Raw genomic sequence first — 20,899 nt, 5'->3', positions numbered from 1 at the left:
GCCCATTCACATAACGCGTGGTACCAACTTAATCAGAACGGGTGAACCGTTCGGTTTCTTCTCGCCGCGCGCTCCTCAGCTCGGCAAACTGTGCGCGGAAAGAGGAGAGGTATGGCACCTAAACAAGCACCCACCGTCCGCCAACGCAGGTTGGGAGCTGAGCTGCGACGACTCCGCGAGGAAGCGGGCATGTCCGCACCGATCGCGGCCGGGCTGCTGGGAACCGACCGAACGATGATCTCCAACATCGAGTCAGGCCGCTTCGGCATCAGCGAGGAGCGCCTGCGGCGGCTCGCCAGCATCTACCAGTGCGACGACTCCACGCTCATCGACGCTCTGGCCGAGATGACCGGGAGGCGCAAGCCAGGTTGGTGGGAGGAGTATCGCGGCAAGATCCCGCCGGGCTTTCTGGACGTCTCCGAGATCGAGGCGCATGCTGTGCGGCTACGGACTGTTCAGACCGCGCACCTGCCTGGCATGTTCCAGACCGAGGAGCACGCACGAGCGCTGTTCGATCTCATCGTGCCACCATTGCCTCGCCTGGAAGTGGAGTTGCGAGTGGCGCATCGCCTCACTCGGCGAACCGTGGTGACCGGGGACGACCCCGTCCCGTATGTGGGCGTAATCCACGAGGCGGCCCTGCGCATGCAGATCGGCGGTCGGAGAGTCGCTCGTTCACAGCTCGATCACTTGCTGGAAGAGAGCGAGCGCGACAACATCACGTTGCTCGTGATCCCCTTCGAGGCAGGCGGTTTCCCAATGGCCGGAGACTCCGTACTGTACGCCGAGGCACCGAACCTCCGACTGGACACCGTACACATGGACTCTCCAACCGGAGCGGTGTTCATCGACTCACCGACTCAACTGGCCAACTTCCGCAAGCGGCTGCGCCTTATCGAAGAGATGGCTCTGAGTCCGAAAAATTCGCGGGATTTCATCTACGCGATCGCCAAAGATTTATAAGAGGTGTCCATTTTGCTTGAGACCGGGTGGCGCAAGTCCTCTTTCTCCGAAGAAGGCGGCAACAACTGCATAGAGATCGCCACCGGCGGTGGCACCATATTCATGCGAGAGAGCTGCCATCCCGAGACCATCGTCACGACCGACCGGATAACCCTTGGCATGTTTGTCCGGGCCGTCAAGAATGGGCGATTCGATCATCTGGTGGGCTGATCCGCATCTGGCGCAAGAGGAGCTGCCTATGCATGAGTACACCTGGCAGCGGTCGTCGTTCTGCAGCAGCGGCAATAACTGCCTGGAGGTCGCCGCAAGGGGTGGCGACATTGCCATCCGAGAGAGTTCGCAAGCCCGAAGCCATCGTCTCGACCGATCGGACTACACTCCACGCGTTCCTCCTGGCCGTGATGGACGGGAAATTCGACCAGCTGCTGGGCTGATGCGTCGAAGCAGAGAAATCGCGACGGGCGAGGTCAGGGAACAGGCCTTGGCCCGAGAAGGTCCTCAACCATCCCCTGTTGGATCGCGCGCAGCTTGACGAGTTGCTTCCGCAAGCTATCCGTTCGAGCCTTGCTAGCCGCTCGCACAGCAACGGTCCTGCGCTGATCATCAAGAGAGACATCCGGGACGAGCAATCCCTTGATGGCATCCTGGCCGATATTCTTCATGCTGCCACTTGTACCAGTCGCCGCCGCCTTCACCTGTCTGCGAACCCCTGGCTCCATAAGCACCAGTTCAATGAATTCAGGATCGGCGATCGAATGGTCGACGATAAGGCGCAGGGTCTTATCGCTCAGCATGAGGCACCCCGGGGGGTTGTGGGCAACGCAAGCGAGTCCGACAAGATCTTCCGTGTTTGCTCGCGTCATAATCAGGTCACCCGGTCGGACCTCAAAGCGAGAATTGATAAGAGTGGGATCACGTACCACCTTATTCTCAACCGCGTTGAACCAGCCGCGCTGAACGGCGCTGACCTTGAGGACTCCCCATTCGCCCTCTCCTGCTGGCGTGTCCTCGGCCAGGGGACTCTTCCCTGCTTCAATGCCATGTAGCCATGACCCGAGCTTGACCCGCACCTGCGCGCCTGCTGTTGCCCGTGCAACGAGAGCAGCCTCGGCAACCCTCAACTTCTGAAGCACTTTTTCCACCACCGCAATGCGCCGCTCGAAGGCGGCGTGAGCGGCAACGATCCGGCGCTGCTCAGCGAGCGGCGGCACTCCGATCTCCAGGGCCTGAAGTCGGGCCGTATCCAGCCGACCCGTGCCATGGCTGGTCTCCTCGACCATGCCCAGAATCTTGGGAGTCCGGACTTGGATCGCATGAGCGAGAAAGTGGGGATCGATGCCCTCCACAGGAATTACAGCTTTGCAGTCCTGCCCAAAGGCCACTTCCCTTGCCGTGACGCCAATCCGGAATTCCGACTTGAGACTCATTCCTCGCACGATAAAGAGGACGGTTCCCTCGCCTACCAGGCGAGATCCATTCGCCGCCCCCATCCTCGTCAGCCGACGATCAGAGTCCGCGATACGGAAGCTTTTCAAACTCGCTGCGCTGATCCATGGAATGTCGCCATTCCAATAGGCATCGTTCGACGTGCTCGGGGTTCCACCCGACAGCCACTTCCCGGCCTCCGCGAGGGGGATGCGCCGCCAGCCCCGAGGCCAAGCAAAGCCGGCTTCCACAGCCTCACCGCGCATAACCCAACCTCCTCAGCACCTCGGCCAGCTCCCCCGCCGCACTGTCGCTCTCCCCCTCTAGCTCCGCCAGTGACACCGCGTACTTCTCGACCCACCGCCGGAAAACCGCGATCAACTCCCGCCGCCCGGCCGCGACCGCAGCGTCCACTCGGCCCGCCAGATCCTGCTCCAGCACCGCCAGCACCACGCCCTCCGACCCACCAGCCGCCAGCACCCCATCCGCCGCGGCCCGCAAGTCCTTCAAAAACCGCTTGTCCAAGTCCTTCCGTTTCTTGGACGCCGCCGCGCGCTCCTTCTTCCGCTGCGCGGCGACCGACTCCAGCCGCGCGATCTCCTCCGGATCGGCCGCCGAAGACGAGCCGGGGACGGCCTCATCACCGTCCTCCTCGCCGCCGTCCCCCTTGGCCTCCGCCACCGCATCCAGCGCCGCCTTGTACGCCGCGTCCGCGTCCGCCAAAGCAGCGTCGGCCCGCACCACCTCACCCAGAAACTCCGGGATCAGCTGCCCCACCACCGGCTGGTCCATCGCCCGGCGTCGGTCAGCCGCCGAAACGCTCACCGCCCGGTCACCGTCCCCCGGCGTGGCCGGCTCCACCATGGCCTCCACAGAGTCGACCCAGCCCTCCAGCACCCGGTCGAAACCACCCGCCGCCAGCGCCTTCAAGTCGTAGCGGTTGCCCATCCACCAGTCGGCGATGATCCCGTCCGTGGTGTATTCATCGATGACGCCCACACCACCCACCGCCTTCGTGAAACTGCTCAGCAGCGAATCCCGCAGCTTCATCAGACGCTGATGAGACGACAGCTCCGCGAACGCACTCGAATGCCCCTCCCACCACTCTCCGTACGCCTTCCTCAGACGCTCTTCCTTCTCCGCCGTCAGCTCGGGAATCCGCGCCGCCGTCGCCTCGGCCCCTTCTGGCAGGAAGTCGACATACGCCCCGTCCCCCTCCCGTTCCGCGAAAAGCCTCTCCGCCTCCACGCCGTAGGCGTCGAACAGCTCAGCCTTCGCCGCGATCTCCGCCTTCGGCACGCCGCCGTACAGATGCGCCCGAACATCCTGCGGCTCGGCGGGCGGCGAGTTGTCCACCCAGCGTCGGATGTTGAGGTTCGCCTCGGCCTTCAGCAGATCCTCTCTCGTCACGATCCGCGAATAGCCCTCGATCTCCCGCCACTTCGTGAACGTCGCGACGATCTTCTCCGCGTGCTCCGCCCCCAGTTCGTTCTGGTTCCTGCCCGCCACGAAGTCACGGTCCGCGTTGATGAACAACACGTTCCCCGCACGCTTTCCGCGCTTCCGCCCCGGCCGCCGCAGCACCAGGATGCACGCAGGAATACCCGTCCCGTAGAAGAGGTTCGGCCCCAGACCAATCACGGCCTCAATCACGTCGGCTTTCAGGAACCGCTCCCGGATGTTCCGCTCCGCGCCGCCCCGGAACAGCACGCCGTGCGGCATGACCGTGGCCGCCACGCCCGCTTCCTCCAGCACCGCCACCATGTGCTGGACGAACATCAGGTCGGCCTTCTTGCCGCCTTCCGGTGTCCAGTCCAGCATTCGTCGGCCGTGGTCCTCGTCCGCCTTGGCGACCAGCGCCGCGTCATAGTTCAGCGAGAAGGGCGGGTTCGAGAGCACCTTGCTGAATTTCCGCAGCCGCTTGTCCTCGGTCAGGTGCAGCGGCTCGGCAAGCGTGTCGCCATGCCTGAGGTCAAATTCGCGGATGCCATGAAGCAGCATGTTCATGGTCGCCATGGACCATGAGGCGCCGTTCTTGTCCTGGCCGTAGACCATCAGTTGCCGGGTGTCGCCGCCGTGCTCCTCCACGTACTCGTTGGCCGCGATCAGCATGCCCCCCGACCCCGCACACGGGTCGTAGACCGTGTCGCCGGGCTGGGGATCGACCAGCCGCACCATCATCCGGACCACCGACCGCGGGGTGTAGAACTCTCCGCCGCGCTGGCCGGCCGAGTCGGCGAAGCGGCCGATCAGGTACTCGTATGCCGCGCCCAGCATGTCGGGAAACTCGAAGTCCTCATTGCGCAGCTCGTACAGTGAGAAGTGCCTGATCAGCGCGCGCAGTTCATTGTCGGTGAACCGGGTGCGGGTGCCCACCATCCCGTTGAAGTCGATGTGCGCGGCGACTCCGGCGAACTGGTCACCGTTCTCGTCCTGAAGGGCCTTGAGCGCCTGGTTCAGCCCCTCGCCCACTTTCGACGTGAGGCGGGAGATGCCGAGCGCCGGGGAGTCGGGGTACTCAGGATCGTGGTGCGGCCCGGCCCACCACCGGGCCCGCGGCGGCACGTAGAGATCGCGGTACGAGTCGGGGTCGTTCGCGCGGGCGAGGGCCTTGCCCTCATCCCCCGTACGTGCCAGCGCATCCTCGTGGACGCGCCGCCACTGCGGGTGGAACTCGTCTGAGCTGCGCTTCAGGAACAGCATCCCGAAGATGTAGTCCTTGTACTCCGAGGCATCCATCCGGCCGCGCAGGATGTCGGCGGCGGAGAAGAGATGCCGCTCCAACTGGGGCAGGGTGATTCTGGCCACGCACGGTTCCTTCGTCGCTTCGGAGGGTCTGGGCTAGAGCCTAGACGCATGGGCGCGGAGATTTTGCGGTGAGTATGGGACGGCGACACGCCGACGCTTCGGCGTGTCGCCGTCCCATACTCACCGCAAGCCTCACTCGTCCTCGCCGTCGATCTCCAGCGCGGCGAGCAGCCGCCACACATCGGTGGACGGATCACGCTTAAGTGGCTCGCATCCGCCGGCGTGCCCGCTGCGCCTCGTCCACTGGTCGTACGTCTCGGGCTTGCCCGGGTCGATGGGGGAGGCGGCGGCCTCGTCGGCGGCCTCGGCCTTGCACTGCCCGTACTGGCACGCGTTCACCAGCTTGCGTGCGTTGCGGATGGCGCTTTTCACACGGCCAGAGGCGAGCAGTGACTCCGCCCGCTTGCCGTCGATGCCCTTGCCCCGGTCGCCGGACGCCTGGTCGTAGTCCTCAAAGCCCTTGGCGTCCTTGTGCTGGCGGAGCCGATCTTTGACCTTACTGTCGAAACCACTCTCCTGGCTGGTCCAGAGCTGGAAGTGGAGCAGCAGCCACAGCTCGAAGGACGGGTGCGAGAGGACCACCTGCACGCCGTTCTTGGCGGCCTTGCGCATGGCCTGCGGGATTTCGGTATCCCTGCTGTCCGCCGCGTCGCGGTCGAAGAAGACCCACTTCTCGTCGTGCGGCTCGGTCTCTTCCAGCACCCGGTCGACCGTCGCCATCGGGCGCAGGCCGCCGGCCTCTCCAAACAGGGCGAATCTGAAGGAGCGCTTGCCCTCACGGGTGCGGTAGGTGCTTTCCAGTAGCCGAAGGTAATCCTTCTCGGTCTTCTCGCCCTCGTGGGCGATGTAGATGACCCGCTGGGCCCGGTCCCCGTACGCGCTGACCGGGCCACGCGGCGACCGGGCCGGCGCCCCCGGATCGCGGCGCCTCCTGCGCCGCCCGCCATTGTCCTGTTGTTGTTTCCGCCCCCTGCTCACGCTGTCGCCTTCAGCTCCTCTTCCACCCGGGCCAGTTCCTGTGCGATCTCCCCTGTGATCAGCTGGGGAATCCCTCCATAGTGGCCACGGAGATACCGGCGCTCAAGGGGCTCGTCCCGGCGTGCCTTCGCTGCCGTCAAGGGATACAGCTCGGTCTCCCCTCCCTTGCTCTTGACCGTGATCCACACCTGGTCCCGGTCGAGCGGGCGCTGGGCTGTCGCGTTGCCGAGCAGGGTCGCGTCGTGGGTGGTGAAGATAAGCTGCGCGGTCCGCGGGTTGGCCTGCTCGTCGTGGAAGAGGCGGATCACCTCCGCGGCGAGTAGCGGGTGCAGGCTGGAGTCCAGTTCATCGGCGAGCAGGGAGCCGCCACGGTCCAGGATGTGGAAAAGGGGGCCGAGGAAGGCGAACCAGGCATGAGTGCCCAGAGATTCCTGATTCCAGAAGTCCAGGGGGGCCGAGCCCCCGTCCGGCGTCCGGTGCAGCAGTCGCACCTCACCGCTGTCGGGATCGCGGTCCATCCCCGTGATACCGAGGTCTGCGGCGGCGAGCAGCCGCGTGAGACGATCACGCAGCTTTTTGCCCTCCGCGTCCGGGCGGCTGAGCTGCTCCCGGGTCCAGCGGGTCCGGGCCGGGACGTCGGCTTGGGAGGTGACCAGCCACAAGTGGTCGACGAACCAGCGGTGCACGGCGGAGAGCTGGGGGTGGTTGAGAGCGGCGGCGACCGTGAGGAAGAGGGCGTTGGGTCTGGTGAGGCCGGTGATTTCGTCCTTGCGGCCCCGCAGCCCGCTACCGGGGAATTTGAATTCGCCGCCCTCGTCCTCCGGCCGCCCGGCCTCACGGTCGAACCAGATCTGACGGCGCCCGGACGGGTAGGCGTGCAGCCATTCCGCTTCGACCCGCTCGTCGGAGATCTCGAATCCGTAGGTGTAGCGCGTCGGGGTGCGGCCCAGCAGCAGCTCGACCTCGAAGAGGCTGGTCTCCTCGCGGGCCCCGGGATCGAGCGCGAAGGGCTCGCGAAAGGGGATATCGGGTTCCTTGGCCCAGTCCGCGAAGGACTCGAGCACGGCTTTGCGCATGAAGCGCAGGGCTTTCAGGGCGTTGGACTTGCCCGACGCATTTGAGCCGTAGATGCCGATCGCGGGCAGTACGGACACGGGTTTGCCCTCGAATCGAGCACTTGTCTCTCGGCCGGTGCCCTCATTGAACTCCGTCGCAACCAGCGAAAGCTCTTGCTCGTCGCGGATCGACCGGTGATTGGCCACCCGGAAGCTGAGCAGCACGGCCATCCTCCTCGCGAGGCGGTGCCTCGATTGCCGCCTTACGGCCTTTCGTGCGGGAAGCCCGCACGAAACAGCCTATGATGGGGCTGCTGGATGCGCCAGAGCAACGTCAGCCGGAGTTGACGCATCCCGCCGCTCGGCCGGACCGCTCGCCTGCGGCATAGCCGCCCTGCGACCGCCCGGCACGGACTCCCGAAGCAGGCCGCCCGCCGGCCATCTCGCGGATCGCGGCATCGATCGCCGGTGCGCGCTTCGGCGGCCCGCGGACGGTCCGGGTCCGACAGCCCCGGACCGGCGTACGGACGAGCCCGGGCGACGAACGCGACCGCGGGTGGGGCGCGCGGCCCACCGCCGGTCAGCGCAGGATCTCGGCCCGCACCCTCTCCTTCGACGTTGCGATGTCCCAGTAGCGCGCGGTGCCCCTCGCGTTGCTGAAGTCGCCCGTACCGCCGGTGATGGCCATGTCGAGCGCATTCGTTCCGCTCACCCAGAGCGACTGCATCGTCAGGGAGCCGCGCTCAAGTTCTATCGTGATCAGGCACTGCGTCGTCAGTTCTTCACCATCAGCATGAATGACCTGGCACGACCCGCCCCCACGTCCGGCTGCTCGACCGTCCTTTATCGCGGTGCCGGAGTAGACGTACATGTCACCCAAGCTCGGCCCCGTCGGGCCCAGATCAGTATTCGTGTACTGATCGTTCTGAACTTCTAGTTCGAGGACGTCGACTCGGCCCTTTCCCGGAGCATCGGCGTCTGCGCTGCCAACTGCGCAGACGCCGACTAATGCGGTGACCAGCGATACGGCGAAGGTTTTGACGAGCGTCACCCGCCGGTTGTTCCTCCGCCACTCCCTCCGCTGCGCGCCGGTGGACCCTGAGCTGCTGGCGACCATGGGGAATCCTCCTCATTCCGATCTCCGTGTGCGAACACCTCGACGCTATGCCTTGCGATTCATAACATCCAAGACGAATACCGTTATGGCGTTATAACCACGAAGGCATGACGCAGGAGAGAACGGGCCCCGGCCGGCGCCGGGCAGACCCTGGCTTGCCTCCCGGCCAGGTCGGTGATGACGGAAGCCCCGGTGCGGGCGCGCACCGGGGCTCCCTTGCGCCCGAGACGCAAGGATGGGGGCGAGTCGGCGTCAGGCGTCGAGCTGGGCGTCCATCTGGCCCACCGCCTGCCGCAGGCCCTCGACCATGCCCATCTCGGCCATCCGCTCCATCTGCTCCCGGGAGTCGAAGACCGAGCGCAGTTCCATCCGGGTGCCGCCGTCGTGCTCGGTGAGCCGGACCCGCATGGTGGTGGTCGGCATCTCGTCGTTCGGCTTTCCGTCCTCGTGGGCGAACCCGTCGAGGAATTCGAGGGAGGTCGGCGGGTTGACCGAGGCGACCCGCCACCAGCCGTGGTGCTTGTCGCCTTCCGGGCCGGTCATGAAATACGTGACCTCGCCACCCGGGGTCAGGTCGTACTGCTCGACCGTGGCCGGGTAGGTCGGCGGTCCCCACCAGCGCTCCAGCTGCCGCGGGTCGGCCCACAGCTGCCACACCCGGTCGACGGGGGCGGTGAAGTCGGCGATCAGGGTCAGGGTCAGGTTGTCCAGGTCCTTGTCCACACGGGTGACGCTCATCGGCCTCATCCTTCCTTCGGGGTCTTGTCGTCCGGCTCCGGGTCCTGGGCGAGCAGGCGGGCCATCCGGTCCACGCGCCCGCGCCAGGTCGCCTCCAGCTCGTCGAGCACCTGCCGCGCGCGGGCTATGGCCTCGGCGTCGGTCCGCACGAGCTGCTCCCTCCCACGGCGCTGCTTGGTGACGAGGCCGGCCCGCTCCAGCACGGCCACGTGCTTCTGCACGGCGGCGAAGCTCATCGGGTAGTCCTCGGCCAGCCGCGACACCGACAACTCACCCCGCACACAGCGGCGGAGGATGCTGCGGCGGGTGGCGTCGGCCAGCGCGTGGAACAGGCGGTCCACGGACTCGTCGCTCAGCTCATCTACAACCATTTGGTTGTACGTTAACCCCGTCAACCCCGGGCCGCAAGCCCTGGACGCGTTTCCTCAGTGGGCGAAGGGCGGCTCGAAGCAGCCGCTCTCCAGGTACGGGCCGTTCGTGCGCACCTCGAAGTTGGTCTTCTGCACGAAGGCCGTGACGCAGGCGTCGTCATGGACCCACAGGCCCACCCGGGCGCCCTCCGGCGTCACGTAGTGGTCGGTCTCGAAGCGTGGTTCCATCCCCCGCACGTCGAGCGTCCCCCCGAGCCGCTTGCCGCCCGCCCCGGTCCGCACCTCCTCGTACCCGAACTCGAGCAGCGCCGCGCGCACGCTCTTGACGTCCCACTTCTTCTCTTTCCAGAGCCGCCTGAGCACGGGTCTGATGCGGTCGGCCTCCTTCCGCGCGTCCTCCGCGCTGTCGGCGGACATCTCGCCGGGGAGGCGGCCGGCGTTGTTCTCGTTGTAGTGCGGGGCGCCGTCGCCTGCTCCGGGCTCCACGTGGGGGGAGGCGCCGGAGGAGCCCGGGCTGGAACTCGGGGGCGGCGGGTTCGGGATGCCGGCCGCCGAGTCCATGCCGCGCTGCTCACCGCAGGCGGTCAGGGATATGACGGCTCCCAGGAGGAGAGCGGCCGCGGCGAAGGGTCTGCGCCGCTCACGCGTCGAGGTCAACATGGGCGTGACTTTGCCACGGTGCGGTCAGTTGAAGCCGTTTGGGGGGCCGTTTTCACCGTACGCCCCGCCCGCCCGCTGCCGGGACTGCCGACATACCTCTGGAGCACTGCATGCCGCCTGATACGAGAACGCGATCCGCACGCGCCGCGCGGCGAAAGGTCGATGTCTCCGAGGCCCGACCGACTGCGGGAGCGCATACGCACGGCTACCCTGGCAAAGGCCAGGACACGAGGGGAGGGCACACCATGACGGCGCAGATGGAGAGCCCAGTGCAGACCGAGCAGATGCGGCGCTTCGAGAAGTTCGATGCGGCATTCCCGGACTACCACGCCGAGATGATTGATGGAGAGGTTTACGTCAGCACCGTGGTTACCAGCCCTCATGGACAGATGGTCATGGCCATCGGAGCCCAGCTCGCCTCCAAGTGGTGTGTCATGACCGAAGTCGACACCGTCTACGAGGGGTGGCACGGCACGACACTCCTCCGGCCGGACATCTCCGTCGCCGACTCTTCCCACCGTGGCACACGTCTCGCAAAGTTTCCCGCCGACGAGATCATCCTCGTAGCCGAGGTCGTCTCGGAGTCCAATCCCGAGAACGACACGGTGAAGAAGGTCAGGAAGTACGCCCTGGCGGGCATCCCGTACTACCTGATCGTCAACCCCATCGTGGGCAAGTGCCTGCTCTACTCCCTGCCCAGCGGGGAGCACTACCGCGCGTCGCTGGAGACGGATTTCGGCGAGCCGGTGCCGCTCGGTGAACCGCTCGGCACCGACCTCGACACCTCGGCGCTCTACACCTATTGAGGCGCGCCTGCCAAGGCGTCCGCTCAGCTCACCGACGCCGTCCGGGCCGCCACCCGTTCCGTCGTCGCGATGGTCGCGGAGCCCACGACCCGGGTGCCGTCGTACAGCACGATCGCCTGGCCGGGGGCCACGCCGCGGGCCGGGGTGGTGAAGGTGACGCGCAGTCCGCCGGCGACGGGTTCCGCCGTCACCTCGGTTTCGCCGCCGTGGGCGCGCAGCTGGGCGGTGTAGGTGGCGGGGCCGGTGGGCGGGGTGCCGCACCAGCGGGGGGTGATGGCGGTGAGGGCGGTGACGTCGAGGGCCTCGGCCGGGCCGACGGTGACGGTGTTGTTCACCGGGGAGATGTCCAGGACGTAGCGCGGCTTGCCGTCGGGCGCGGGGTGGCCGATGCGCAGGCCCTTGCGCTGGCCGATGGTGAAGCCGTAGGCGCCCTCGTGGGTGCCGAGCTTGCGGCCGTCCTCGTCGACGATGTCGCCCTCGGCCGTGCCGAGGTGCTTGGCGAGGAAACCCTGGGTGTCGCCGTCGGCGATGAAGCAGATGTCGTGGCTGTCGGGCTTCTTGGCGACGGCCAGGCCGCGCCGCTCGGCCTCCGCGCGAATCTCGTCCTTGGTGGTGAGGGTGTCGCCGAGCGGGAACATGGCGTGGGCCAGCTGGCGCTCGTCGAGGACACCGAGGACGTACGACTGGTCCTTGGCCATGTCCGAGGCCCGGTGCAGCTCGCGGGTGCCGTCCTCGCGGTGGACGATCGTGGCGTAGTGGCCGGTGCAGACGGCGTCGAAGCCGAGGGCGAGCGCCTTGTCGAGCAGCGCCGCGAACTTGATCTTCTCGTTGCAGCGCAGGCAGGGGTTGGGGGTGCGCCCGGCCTCGTATTCGGAGATGAAGTTCTCCACCACGTCCTCGCGGAAGCGCTCGGCGAGGTCCCACACGTAGAAGGGGATGCCGATGATGTCCGCGGCCCGGCGGGCGTCGCGCGAGTCCTCGATGGTGCAACAGCCGCGGGCGCCGGTGCGGAAGGACTGCGGGTTCGCGGAGAGGGCGAGGTGGACGCCGGTCACGTCGTGGCCCGCCTCGGCCGCGCGGGCGGCCGCGACGGCGGAGTCGACGCCGCCGGACATGGCGGCGAGGACGCGCAGGCGACGACCGTCGCGGGGACCTGTGGGCGCACCGGGGAAGTCATTCATAACCCCTCCAGGGTAGGCCCTGGAGGTGGGGGCCTGGTTGCCCAGGGGGACGTCACGGACCGTGGCGGTACGGAGGCCCTGTGCTTCGCGCGCGCTTGCTCCGCACGGCAGGCCTCGCGGCCGGCATGGCCTTGGGCCCCTGTGCTTCGCGCGCGCTTGCTCCGTCCTTCGGCGGCCGCCCCTCAGCGGCCGTCCCTCGACGGGCGCTCCTCGGCGCCGCTCCCAGCGCCGCCCCTCAGCGGGCGCCCGCCCGGTCCAGGACGCGACGCGCCTGCTCCAGCGCCTGGTCCACGTCCTTGGCCGCGTACGTCAGGTCCACGAAGGCGTGCCGCACGCCCGCCTCCGCCTCCGCCCGGGTCAGCACCGTGACGATGTCCTCGGCGGTGGCCGCGGAGGTGGGGTTGACCCGCAGGATCACGTCGAGCGCGGCGGGGTCCCGGCCCTCGCGTTCGGCCGTCTCCCGGATGCGTCGCATCGGGCGGACGACGGCGGCCTCGGGGTCGAACGGGCCGGGCGGGACGGCGATGGGCAGCCAGCCGTCGGCGCGCCGGGCCACCCGGCGGAGGGCGGTGGGGACGAAGCCGCCGAGGTAGACGGGCGGGTGGGGGCGGGTGGCCGGCTTGAGGTCGATGTGGGAGGCGGGGACGGTCCAGTGCTCGCCGCGGTGTTCGACCGGGTTGGTGGTCCACCAGGCGGTCAGGACGTCGAGGGTCTCGTCCAGGCGGCGGCCGCGCTCGCCCATCGGGACGTTCACGGCCTCGTACTCCTCCGGGGACCAGCCGGTGCCGAGGCCGACCAGCAGCCGGCCCGCGCTCAGCGCGTCGATGGTGGTGAGGGAGCGGGCGAGGACGGCCGGCGGGTACCAGGGGGCGTTGATGACGTTGCTGCCCAGCTGGACCCGCTCGGTGACGGCGGCGGCGGTGGCGAGGAGGGCGAAGGGGTCCAGGGCGACGCGGAATTCCGGCGGGATCGTGTCGGTGCCGGCGTATCCGACGGTCGGCCGGACGGGGGCGAGCAGCCGGTCGCCGACCCACAGGCTCGCCGCGCCCAGCTCCTCGGCCTGCCGGGCGAACCGGGCGACGTCCTCCGGGTGGTGCGCCAGAGCGCCGAACTGGGGAAGCGCGAAGCCGATGCGCATGGTGGTTCACTCCTCGTCGAGTGGCCGGAACAAATATGGTCCAACTTTCATCTACCCCGGGGGTGGGGCGGTCGGCGCGTCGGGGGAGGGATTCAGGCCATGATCCTCCACTTCAGAGCATCCGCGTCCGATGATCCCGGTCGGTCCCGCTGGAACCGGACGCGCCTCGCCGCCCGTTGAAAGAACCGTGAGCGAGACCACGGACGCCCAGGAGCGCTCCGCCTCCGACAGGGACCCCGGGCAGGGCGACCGCGCAGGGCGGCGCGGCGGCGGGCGGCGCCTCGGGCGGCGGGCGCTGCTGACCGGCGGGGTCGCCGCCGGGCTGGCCGGGGTGGGCTACGCGGCGTGGGACGACCTGGAGCGGCTGTGGTGGCGGCTGCCCGGCGTGGACCGGCCGCGCGAGGAGGGCGCGGTCGACTACCCGGGCGCGCGGTGGGACGCGGCCTCGCCGGCGAACTGGCGGCGGGCGGACCGGCCGTACGACTACACCGTCGACCGGGTCGTGATCCACGTCGTCCAGGGCAGCTTCTCCGACGCGCTGGCGGCGTTCCGGAACCCGGGCCACCGCGCCGCGGCGCACTATGTGGTGCGCCGCGACGGGGCGATCGCGCAGACGGTCCGGGAGCTGGACGTCGCCTTCCACGCGGGAAACCGCGCGTACAACGAGCGCAGCGTCGGCATCGAGCACGAGGGGTTCGTGGACCGGCCTAGCTCCTTCACGGACCGGATGTACCGCGCGTCGGCGCGGCTGACGGCCCGGATCTGCGAGCGGTACGGATTCCCGGCGGACCGCGAGCACCTCGTCAACCACTCCGAGGTGCCGGGCACCGACCACACCGACCCCGGGCCGCACTGGGACTGGGACCGCTATCTGCGGCTGGTCCGGGCGGCCATGGACGGGCGGGAGACGACGGGCAACAGGGCCTAGCTCAGGCCCGCGCCGCGCGCCCGCTCGACCACCGGGCCGATTGCCTCCGCCACCGCCTCCACGTCCGCCTTGGTGGAGGTGTGGCCGAGCGAGAAGCGCAGGGTGCCGCGCGCCAGGTCGGGGTCGGTGCCGGTGGCGAGGACGACATGGCTGGGCTGGGCGACGCCGGCGGTGCAGGCCGAGCCGGTCGAGCACTCGATGCCCCGCGCGTCCAGCAGCAGGAGCAGCGAATCGCCCTCGCAGCCGGGGAAGGAGAAGTGGGCGTTGGCCGGGAGGCGGCCGGCCGGGTCCGGGTCGCCGCCCAGGATCGCGTCGGGGACGGCCGTCCGGACGGCGCTGATCAGCGCGTCGCGCAGGGCGCCGATCTCGCGGGCGAACTGCTCGCGGTGGGCGGCGGCGTGGGCGGCGGCGACCGCGAAGGCCGCGACGGCCGGGGTGTCGAGGGTGCCGGAGCGCACCTGGCGCTCCTGGCCGCCGCCGTGCAGCAGTGGCGCCGGGGTCCACTCACGGCCGAGGATCAGCGCGCCGATGCCGTACGGGCCGCCTATCTTGTGGCCGCTGACCGTCATCGCGGCCAGGCCGGAGGCGGCGAAGTCGAGGTCGAGCTGGCCGAAGGCCTGGACGGCGTCGGCATGCAGCGGAATGTCGAACTCGGCCGCCACGGCGGCCAGTTCCCGCACCGGCATGACCGTGCCGATCTCGTTGTTGGCCCACATGACGGTCGCGAGGGCGACATCCGAGGGATCGCGGGCGATCGCCTCGCGCAGCGCGTCGGGGTGGACCCGCCCGTATCCGTCCACGGGCAGCCACTCGACCCGCGCGCCCTCGTGCTCGGCGAGCCAGTCGACGGCGTCGAGGACGGCGTGGTGCTCGACGGGGCTGGCGAGCAGGCGGGTGCGGGCGGGGTCGGCGTCCCTGCGGGACCAGTACAGTCCCTTGACCGCGAGGTTGTCGGCCTCGGTCCCGCCCGAGGTGAAGACGACCTCGCTCGGGCGCGCGCCCAGTGAGGAGGCGAGCGATTCGCGGGACTCCTCGACCGTACGGCGCGCCCGGCGGCCGGCGGCGTGCAGCGAGGAGGCGTTACCGGTGACGGCGAGCTGGGCGGTCATCGCCTGCACCGCCTCCGGAAGCATCGGGGTGGTGGCGGCGTGGTCGAGGTAAACCATGGTGAGCACGATTCTACGAGCCACGGCGGGGGCGCGTGCCGGGCGCATGCCGGGCACAGGGGGGCGGGCGGCCCGGTGCCCGGCCGCTTGCCTTGGAGTGTGCTCCAACTCCTACGTTTCTCCGCATGAGCAACGCGAACGACGAGGCCAAGAACAGCAAGGCCAAGAACGACACGGTAAAGAACGACACGGCCAAGAACGACAAGATCAAGCAGGAGCGCTTCGAGTACGGCATGGAGGTGCTCAGCCGGATCGACGGCGAGGTGGGGGAGCGAGTGGTCGACTCGCTGGCCGACATCTCCCCCGAGCTGGGCCACCAGGTGGCCGCCTGGGCCTTCGGCGACATGTACGCCCGCCCCGAGCTGGCCCCCCGGGACCGGCAGCTGGTCACCCTCGGCATACTCACCGCCCTCGGCGGCTGCGAGCCGCAGCTCGAGGTGCACATCAACGCCGCGCTGAACGTGGGCCTCACCACGACCGAGATCACCGAGGCGCTGCTGCACGCGGCGGTCTACTGCGGCATCCCCAAGGCGCTCAACGCCACCTTCGTCGCCAAGAAGGTCTTCGGCGAGCGCGGGCTGCTGCCCGTCCCCGGTGGCGACGCCGCCGCCGAGGGCTGACAGGACGGGCTGACCGGACGGGCTCGACAGGGCCTGTCATGAGCAACTAGCGTTTTGCTCATGACAGGCGACTGGGAACTGGACCACACCCACCACAGCTCCTCCGGCGAGGTCCGCTGGGCCGCGCTCGGCGCCCCCGACCGCCCGCCGGTCGTCCTCCTCCACGGCACGCCCTTCTCCTCGTACATATGGCGCGCCGTGGCCCGTTCACTCGCCGACCGCCACCGGGTCTTCGTCTGGGACATGCCCGGCTACGGCGCCTCGGAGAAGCGGGCGGGGCAGGACGTCTCCCTGGCGGCCCAGGCCCGGGTCTTCACCGAGCTGCTGGACCACTGGGGGCTGACCGGCCCCGGGCCGGCGCCGTCCGTCGTCGCCCACGACTTCGGCGGCTGCGTCGCCCTCCGCGCCCATCTGCTGCACGGCGCGCGCTACGAGCGGCTGGCCCTGGTCGACGCGGTGACCCTGGGCCCCTGGGGCACGGACACCTACCGGCTGCTCGGCGACCACGCCGGGGTCTTCGAGCGGCTGCCGCCCGGGCTGCACCGGGCCCTGGTGCGCGAGTACGTGGCCTCGGCCAGCGGCCCCGGGCTGCACCCCGCCGTCCTGGACCGGCTGGTCGAACCGTGGTGCGGCGACGAGGGACAGGCCGCGCTGTACCGGCAGATGGCGCAGAACGACCAGCGCTTCACCGACGAGATCCAGGGCCGCTACGGCGAGCTGGACCTGCCCGTGCTGGTCTGCTGGGGCGCCGCCGACACCTGGCTGCCGCCGGAGCGGGGGCGGGAGCTGGCCGACGCGATCCCCGGCGCGCGGCTGCGGATGTTCGAGGGCGCGGGCCATCTCGTCCAGGAGGATGCCCCCGCCGAGCTCACGGCGGCGCTGCTGGGCTTCCTCGGCGAGTAGAGCCGTCCGGCGGCAGGCCGGACAGTGGGCCGTCCGGCAGCGGGCCGGACGATCCACGCGCCGGTCGAGTCGGCGGCTCAGCCCCGCGCGTACAGCAGCTTCGCGGCCAGCAGCGCGATGTGCTTGCGCCAGGCGGCCAGCGCCGCGTCCCGCTCCTCCCCCGCCTCGGGCGGGCCGGTCTGGGTGAGGATCAGTCGGGCGCCGTGCCCGGTGCCGTCGGTCAGCCGCCAGCGGACCCGCCCGGCCGGGTGGCCGCCGCGCAGCCAGTCGTAGGACAGCTCGCGGGGCGGGGCGACATCCGCGACCGGGCCGGGCGGCACCGCGTCCGTACGGAATCCGATCGGCACCGGGCCGCCCACCACGGGCTCCCCGGTGCCGGACGGGCCGGTCAGCGCCTGCCACACCGTCTCGACCGGGCGGACGAGCTGGCGCTCGAACCGCAGCCGCCAGCCGTCCTCGGCGGCCTCGACGACGCCCTCGGCCAGGCCGAACGCCTCGACGTAGCGCTCGTGCAGCTCGGCCATGTCAGCCGGGCCGGCCGGGCCGGCCGTGTCACCAGGGTCGGCGGTGCCCGCCGGGCCGCCGGGTTCCACCCCTTCCACCAGCGTGGCGAGCGCCGAGACGCAGGTGTGCCAGCCGGAGGCGAAGCTGGCCGCGCCGAAGCGGTCGCGGAAGGTGTGGGTGAGGGTCAGGGCACAGCCGTCGCCCTCCGGCCGCAGTTCCCAGCGGAGCTGGTCGGCGCCCCAGGTGAAGGCGAAGACGCGCGGCGGGTCGAGCTCCGTGACCGTCCCCTGGGTGTCGGGTACGTCCTGCCCGGGGAAGACGAAGTCCATCCGCCCGCCGACCCGCGCCTCCAGCCGGACCTCGGCGGGGAACCACCGCGCCATCAGGGCGGGCTCGGTCAGGGCCCGCCAGACCTCCTCCGGCGGGCGGGCGATCCGCCGCTCCAGGCGCAGGGCCGAGCGGCCGCCCTCGGTCGAGCTCAGCGTGTCCTTCACAGCGCGTCCTCCCTCGTTCAGGGCTCATCGCCATACAACCACGGTGGGTGCCGCCGGGGGCTGACCGAGCCCTGAGCCGATGCTGAGGGAGTCCTGCGAGGCTTCGCCGGTGAGCAATCCCGACACGCGCAATCCCGACACGCGCAATCTCGACACGCACAAGAAGCTGACCCAGGCGTTCCGGGCCCGCGACTGGGCTGCCGCCGCCCTCCCCTTCAGCCCGGACGTGGTGTTCGTCGACCACCCCAGGGGGGAGGTCATCAAGGGGGTGGAGGGGGTGGTGGAGCACTCCCGGCGGGCGGCGGTCGCCTTCTCCGACGTCCATGTCGAGGAGGAGCGCTTCTACGACGCCGGGGACCACACCATCGCGGTCTTCGAGGGCCGAGGCGTCAACGACGGCGAGCTGATCCCCGGGGTGCCGCCCACCCACAGGCCGATGCGGATGACGATCTGCGAGATCCTGCACTACGACGCGGACGGGCGGGTGGTGGGTGGCGAGTACTTCTACGACGCGCTGTCCCAGCTCGCCCAGCTCGGGCTCATCGAGCCGCCGACCGCGCCCTGACCAGCCCTGCCCCGGGCCCGCTCGGCCCTTGTCCGCTCCCGTATCCGCCCCCTGGCCGGCCCCGCGCCGGCCTCAGACCTCCTCGGCCGCCGTGCTGCGCCGGTTCCACGCGCGCGGCGCGCGCCAGCCGAACCGCATCGCCAGCAGCCGGACCAGGAACGCGACGGCGGCCGCCAGGGCGCTGGTGGAGCCCGTCAGCGCGTCGAAGCGGATGAGGACTGCCGCGATCGTCGCGCCCACGATGGACGGGACCACGTACAGGTCGCGGTCCCAGCGCAGCACCGACGGCACCTCGTGGGCGAGGAGGTCGCGCAGCACGCCGCCGCCGATCGCGGTGGTCATCCCGAGGACGGCGCAGAAGGTGAGGCCGAGCCCGTGGTCGTACGCCTTCGTCGTGCCGGCGACGCAGAACAGCCCCAGCCCGGCCGCGTCGAAGACGCCCACCGCCGCCGTGATCCGTTCCACCTCGGGGTGGAGGAAGAAGACGATGACGGTGGCGATGAGCGGGGTCAGGAAGTAGCCGAGGTCGGTGAAGGCGGCCGGCGGCACGGCGCCGATCACCAGATCGCGGAACACCCCGCCGCCCAGCGCGGTGACCTCCGCGAGCAGCGCCATGCCGACGATGTCGAAGTTCTTGCGCACGCCGAGCAGCGCGCCGGATATCGCGAAGACGAAGATCCCGGCGAGGTCCAGTGAGTGCTGGACGGACGGGCTGAACAGATCGATGAACACCCGACATTTTTACTCATCGGATTTTCTCATCGCCGGGCCGCCCAGCCCTCGGCTCCGTCCGCTGCTCCCCTGCTCCCCTACTCCGCCTTCTTCTCCACCTTCGCCGCCGCCTCGGGGCCGGGCTTCTCCGCCGGCGCCTGGTCTGACGCGTTCTCCGGGTGGTGGCAGGCCACCTGGTGTCCGGTCTCCAGCGCGACCAGCGGCGGCTCCTGCTGCTTGCACACCTCGGTCGCCTTCCAGCACCGGGTGTGGAAGCGGCAGCCGGACGGCGGCGAGATCGGCGAGGGCACATCGCCCTTGAGCAGGATCCGCTCCCGCTTGGCGCGCCGCTTGGGATCCGGCACCGGCACCGCCGAGAGCAGCGCCTTGGTGTACGGGTGCATGGGGCGCTCGTACAGGGCCTTGCGGTCCGCCAGCTCGACGATCTTGCCGAGGTACATCACCGCGATCCGGTCGGAGACATGCCGGATGACCGACAGGTCGTGCGCGATGATCACGTAGGTGAGGCCGAGCTCGTCCTGGAGGTCGTCCAGCAGGTTGACGACCTGGGCCTGGATCGAGACGTCCAGCGCCGAGACCGGCTCGTCCGCGACGACCAGCTTGGGCTTGAGCGCGAGCGCGCGGGCGATGCCGATGCGCTGCCGCTGGCCGCCGGAGAACTCGTGCGGGTAGCGGTTGTAGTGCTCGGGGTTCAGGCCCACCAGCTCCAGCAGCCGCTGCACCTCCGCCTTGACACCGCCCTCCGGCTTGACGCCCTGGAGCCGGAAGGGCGCCCCGACGATGGAGCCGACCGTGTGCCGGGGGTTCAGCGAGGAGTACGGGTCCTGGAAGATCATCTGGACGTCGCGGCGCATCGGCCGCATCCCGGCGGTGCCGAGGTGCGTGATGTCCTTGCCCTCGAACTCGATCTTCCCTCGGGTGGGTTCGAGCAGCCGGGTGATCAGCCGCCCCATGGTGGACTTGCCGCAGCCCGACTCGCCCACCACGCCCAGGGTCTCCCCGGGCCGTACGTCGAAGTCGAGGCCGTCCACCGCCTGCACCGCGCCGGCCTGCCGCTGCAGCAGCCCCTTCTTGAGGGGGAAGTGCTTGACCAGGCCGGACACCTTGAGCAGGGGCTCGGGGGTGGTGGTCGCCTGCTCCGGGACCGTCATCTTCGGATCCTTCGTGTCCGTCACAGCTTCGGCGCAATCTCTTCGGTCCAGATCCGCGTGCGCTCCTCCTGCGTCATGTGGCACGCGGAGAAGTGCCCGCCGCCCCCGGCCTCGCGCAGCTCCGGCCGCTCCGTGCGCGTGATGTTGTCCTTGGGGACATCCGCGTACGGGCAGCGCGGGTGGAAGGCGCAGCCGGACGGCACGTTGATCAGGCTGGGCGGGGAGCCCTTGACCGGGATGAGGCGGTCGGTCTGGTCGCGGTCGATGCGCGGCATCGAGCCGAGCAGGCCCCAGGTGTAGGGGTGCTGGGGCTCGTAGAAGACCTTCTCGGCCGGGCCGCGCTCGACGCAGCGCCCGCCGTACATCACCAGCAGGTCGTCGGCCAGCTCGGCGACGACGCCCAGGTCGTGGGTGATGACGATGACCGCGGAGCCGAACTCCTTCTGCAGGTCCCGGACGAGGTCGAGGATCTGCGCCTGCACGGTGACGTCCAGGGCGGTGGTCGGCTCGTCGGCGATCAGCAGCTCGGGGTTGTTGACCAGGGCCATCGCGATCATGGCGCGCTGCCGCATACCGCCGGAGAACTGGGTAGCTGT

At 69.6% G+C, this 20,899-nt stretch carries 23 protein-coding genes; 8 read left to right on the top strand and 15 right to left on the bottom strand.

The genetic code is table 11. The annotated features are described in order from the left end of the window. Positions 1 to 111 precede the first annotated feature (111 nt). Genes BBH68_RS21415 through BBH68_RS39660 form a run of 3 tightly spaced genes read left to right on the top strand, consistent with a single transcriptional unit; the run spans position 112 to position 1,495 of the window. Positions 112 to 963: a helix-turn-helix domain-containing protein gene (locus tag BBH68_RS21415; RefSeq protein WP_065964971.1), complete on the top strand. Its 852-nt coding sequence runs from the start codon at positions 112 to 114 to the stop codon at positions 961 to 963. Between the two features lie 3 nt (positions 964 to 966). After that, entirely contained in the window at positions 967 to 1,173 is a 207-nt protein-coding gene (locus BBH68_RS21410) for a DUF397 domain-containing protein (RefSeq protein ID WP_245738201.1), read from the top strand. Next, complete coding sequence (locus BBH68_RS39660) at positions 1,145 to 1,495, top strand: DUF397 domain-containing protein (RefSeq protein WP_342673144.1); 351 nt, start codon at positions 1,145 to 1,147, stop codon at positions 1,493 to 1,495. The genes BBH68_RS21410 and BBH68_RS39660 overlap by 29 nt, the downstream gene beginning before the upstream one ends. On the opposite strand, the gene BBH68_RS21405 is transcribed toward BBH68_RS39660, so the two are convergent. The 8 genes from BBH68_RS21405 to BBH68_RS21370 form a co-directional block, all read right to left on the bottom strand. Continuing rightward, positions 1,431 to 2,654 carry a restriction endonuclease subunit S gene (locus BBH68_RS21405; protein ID WP_076970732.1) on the bottom strand — a complete coding sequence of 408 codons (1,224 nt, stop codon included), beginning with the start codon at positions 2,652 to 2,654 and terminating at the stop codon, positions 1,431 to 1,433. The two genes, BBH68_RS39660 and BBH68_RS21405, sit on opposite strands and share 65 nt — an antisense overlap. Further along, positions 2,644 to 5,196, bottom strand: a complete 2,553-nt coding sequence (locus tag BBH68_RS21400) for a type I restriction-modification system subunit M (RefSeq protein ID WP_065964968.1) — start codon at positions 5,194 to 5,196, stop codon at positions 2,644 to 2,646. Before BBH68_RS21400 ends, BBH68_RS21405 begins: the two co-directional genes overlap by 11 nt. A gap of 132 nt (positions 5,197 to 5,328) precedes the next feature. Next, positions 5,329 to 6,174 (bottom strand): RloB family protein, encoded by an 846-nt coding sequence (locus tag BBH68_RS21395; protein WP_065964967.1) that lies wholly within the window; start codon positions 6,172 to 6,174, stop codon positions 5,329 to 5,331. After that, a complete protein-coding gene (locus BBH68_RS21390; protein WP_245738200.1) occupies positions 6,171 to 7,460 on the bottom strand; it encodes an AAA family ATPase in 1,290 nt (429 codons plus the stop codon). The genes BBH68_RS21395 and BBH68_RS21390 overlap by 4 nt, the downstream gene beginning before the upstream one ends. Before the next feature lie 349 nt (positions 7,461 to 7,809). Next, a complete protein-coding gene (locus tag BBH68_RS21385; RefSeq protein ID WP_211301778.1) occupies positions 7,810 to 8,346 on the bottom strand; it encodes an allene oxide cyclase barrel-like domain-containing protein in 537 nt (178 codons plus the stop codon). 252 nt (positions 8,347 to 8,598) lie between these two features. After that, on the bottom strand, positions 8,599 to 9,084 hold the full coding sequence (locus BBH68_RS21380) for an SRPBCC family protein (protein ID WP_065964966.1): 486 nt from the start codon (positions 9,082 to 9,084) through the stop codon (positions 8,599 to 8,601). Between the two features lie 5 nt (positions 9,085 to 9,089). Continuing rightward, positions 9,090 to 9,455, bottom strand: coding sequence for an ArsR/SmtB family transcription factor (locus BBH68_RS21375; protein ID WP_065964962.1), 366 nt, complete (start codon positions 9,453 to 9,455; stop codon positions 9,090 to 9,092). A 54-nt stretch (positions 9,456 to 9,509) separates the two neighbouring features. Continuing rightward, a complete protein-coding gene (locus BBH68_RS21370) occupies positions 9,510 to 10,115 on the bottom strand; it encodes a hypothetical protein (protein ID WP_065964960.1) in 606 nt (201 codons plus the stop codon). Between the two features lie 245 nt (positions 10,116 to 10,360). On the opposite strand from BBH68_RS21370, the gene BBH68_RS21365 reads away from it, so the two are divergent. Then, positions 10,361 to 10,921: a Uma2 family endonuclease gene (locus BBH68_RS21365; protein WP_158080295.1), complete on the top strand. Its 561-nt coding sequence runs from the start codon at positions 10,361 to 10,363 to the stop codon at positions 10,919 to 10,921. 23 nt (positions 10,922 to 10,944) lie between these two features. Here BBH68_RS21365 and mnmA read toward each other — a convergent pair whose 3' ends face one another. Both mnmA and BBH68_RS21355 read right to left on the bottom strand, forming a co-directional pair. Further along, positions 10,945 to 12,102, bottom strand: a complete 1,158-nt coding sequence (gene mnmA, locus BBH68_RS21360) for a tRNA 2-thiouridine(34) synthase MnmA (RefSeq protein ID WP_065964956.1) — start codon at positions 12,100 to 12,102, stop codon at positions 10,945 to 10,947. Positions 12,103 to 12,337: 235 nt separating this feature from the next. After that, positions 12,338 to 13,240 (bottom strand): TIGR03619 family F420-dependent LLM class oxidoreductase, encoded by a 903-nt coding sequence (locus tag BBH68_RS21355; protein WP_065964954.1) that lies wholly within the window; start codon positions 13,238 to 13,240, stop codon positions 12,338 to 12,340. 187 nt (positions 13,241 to 13,427) lie between these two features. On the opposite strand from BBH68_RS21355, the gene BBH68_RS21350 reads away from it, so the two are divergent. Next, positions 13,428 to 14,168, top strand: coding sequence for an N-acetylmuramoyl-L-alanine amidase (locus BBH68_RS21350; protein WP_245738199.1), 741 nt, complete (start codon positions 13,428 to 13,430; stop codon positions 14,166 to 14,168). Here BBH68_RS21350 and BBH68_RS21345 read toward each other — a convergent pair. Continuing rightward, positions 14,165 to 15,334, bottom strand: a complete 1,170-nt coding sequence (locus BBH68_RS21345) for a cysteine desulfurase family protein (protein WP_065965062.1) — start codon at positions 15,332 to 15,334, stop codon at positions 14,165 to 14,167. The two genes, BBH68_RS21350 and BBH68_RS21345, sit on opposite strands and share 4 nt — an antisense overlap. Positions 15,335 to 15,567: 233 nt before the next feature. Here BBH68_RS21345 and BBH68_RS21340 point away from each other — a divergent pair, with 233 nt between their 5' ends. Together BBH68_RS21340 and BBH68_RS21335 are read left to right on the top strand one after the other, a co-directional pair. Beyond that, positions 15,568 to 15,954: a carboxymuconolactone decarboxylase family protein gene (locus tag BBH68_RS21340; RefSeq protein ID WP_065965059.1), complete on the top strand. Its 387-nt coding sequence runs from the start codon at positions 15,568 to 15,570 to the stop codon at positions 15,952 to 15,954. 60 nt (positions 15,955 to 16,014) lie between these two features. Beyond that, on the top strand, positions 16,015 to 16,857 hold the full coding sequence (locus BBH68_RS21335) for an alpha/beta fold hydrolase (protein WP_065964952.1): 843 nt from the start codon (positions 16,015 to 16,017) through the stop codon (positions 16,855 to 16,857). Between the two features lie 77 nt (positions 16,858 to 16,934). Here the strand turns inward: BBH68_RS21335 and BBH68_RS21330 are convergent, their stop codons facing one another. After that, on the bottom strand, positions 16,935 to 17,855 hold the full coding sequence (locus tag BBH68_RS21330) for an SRPBCC family protein (RefSeq protein ID WP_065964950.1): 921 nt from the start codon (positions 17,853 to 17,855) through the stop codon (positions 16,935 to 16,937). A gap of 109 nt (positions 17,856 to 17,964) precedes the next feature. On the opposite strand from BBH68_RS21330, the gene BBH68_RS21325 reads away from it, so the two are divergent. Beyond that, positions 17,965 to 18,420, top strand: coding sequence for an ester cyclase (locus tag BBH68_RS21325; RefSeq protein WP_065964949.1), 456 nt, complete (start codon positions 17,965 to 17,967; stop codon positions 18,418 to 18,420). 72 nt (positions 18,421 to 18,492) lie between these two features. Here the strand turns inward: BBH68_RS21325 and BBH68_RS21320 are convergent, their stop codons facing one another. The 3 genes from BBH68_RS21320 to BBH68_RS21310 form a co-directional block, all read right to left on the bottom strand. Further along, on the bottom strand, positions 18,493 to 19,152 hold the full coding sequence (locus BBH68_RS21320; protein WP_065964948.1) for a trimeric intracellular cation channel family protein: 660 nt from the start codon (positions 19,150 to 19,152) through the stop codon (positions 18,493 to 18,495). Between the two features lie 77 nt (positions 19,153 to 19,229). Next, a complete protein-coding gene (locus BBH68_RS21315; RefSeq protein ID WP_065965057.1) occupies positions 19,230 to 20,303 on the bottom strand; it encodes an ABC transporter ATP-binding protein in 1,074 nt (357 codons plus the stop codon). Between the two features lie 20 nt (positions 20,304 to 20,323). Continuing rightward, positions 20,324 to 20,899: ABC transporter ATP-binding protein (locus BBH68_RS21310; RefSeq protein ID WP_141713037.1), on the bottom strand; the 576-nt coding region annotated here is incomplete at its 5' end.

The organism is Streptomyces sparsogenes (assembly GCF_001704635.1).
GTDB classification, from domain to species: domain Bacteria; phylum Actinomycetota; class Actinomycetes; order Streptomycetales; family Streptomycetaceae; genus Streptomyces; species Streptomyces sparsogenes.
Note: the sequence above shows the minus strand (reverse complement) of the source record. Positions and strands in the feature narration are given on the sequence as shown.

Coding starts and splice junctions, on each gene's coding strand:
- BBH68_RS39660 (WP_342673144.1), top strand. CDS start 1,145: ATGGGCGATTCGATCATCTGGTGGGCTGATCCGCATCTGGCGCAAGAG.
- BBH68_RS21385 (WP_211301778.1), bottom strand. CDS start 8,346: ATGGTCGCCAGCAGCTCAGGGTCCACCGGCGCGCAGCGGAGGGAGTGG.
- mnmA (WP_065964956.1), bottom strand. CDS start 12,102: ATGAATGACTTCCCCGGTGCGCCCACAGGTCCCCGCGACGGTCGTCGC.
- BBH68_RS21405 (WP_076970732.1), bottom strand. CDS start 2,654: ATGCGCGGTGAGGCTGTGGAAGCCGGCTTTGCTTGGCCTCGGGGCTGG.
- BBH68_RS21340 (WP_065965059.1), top strand. CDS start 15,568: ATGGAGGTGCTCAGCCGGATCGACGGCGAGGTGGGGGAGCGAGTGGTC.
- BBH68_RS21370 (WP_065964960.1), bottom strand. CDS start 10,115: ATGTTGACCTCGACGCGTGAGCGGCGCAGACCCTTCGCCGCGGCCGCT.
- BBH68_RS21415 (WP_065964971.1), top strand. CDS start 112: ATGGCACCTAAACAAGCACCCACCGTCCGCCAACGCAGGTTGGGAGCT.
- BBH68_RS21365 (WP_158080295.1), top strand. CDS start 10,361: ATGACGGCGCAGATGGAGAGCCCAGTGCAGACCGAGCAGATGCGGCGC.
- BBH68_RS21355 (WP_065964954.1), bottom strand. CDS start 13,240: ATGCGCATCGGCTTCGCGCTTCCCCAGTTCGGCGCTCTGGCGCACCAC.
- BBH68_RS21375 (WP_065964962.1), bottom strand. CDS start 9,455: ATGGTTGTAGATGAGCTGAGCGACGAGTCCGTGGACCGCCTGTTCCAC.
- BBH68_RS21335 (WP_065964952.1), top strand. CDS start 16,015: ATGACAGGCGACTGGGAACTGGACCACACCCACCACAGCTCCTCCGGC.
- BBH68_RS21315 (WP_065965057.1), bottom strand. CDS start 20,303: ATGACGGTCCCGGAGCAGGCGACCACCACCCCCGAGCCCCTGCTCAAG.
- BBH68_RS21380 (WP_065964966.1), bottom strand. CDS start 9,084: ATGAGCGTCACCCGTGTGGACAAGGACCTGGACAACCTGACCCTGACC.
- BBH68_RS21390 (WP_245738200.1), bottom strand. CDS start 7,460: ATGGCCGTGCTGCTCAGCTTCCGGGTGGCCAATCACCGGTCGATCCGC.
- BBH68_RS21345 (WP_065965062.1), bottom strand. CDS start 15,334: ATGGTTTACCTCGACCACGCCGCCACCACCCCGATGCTTCCGGAGGCG.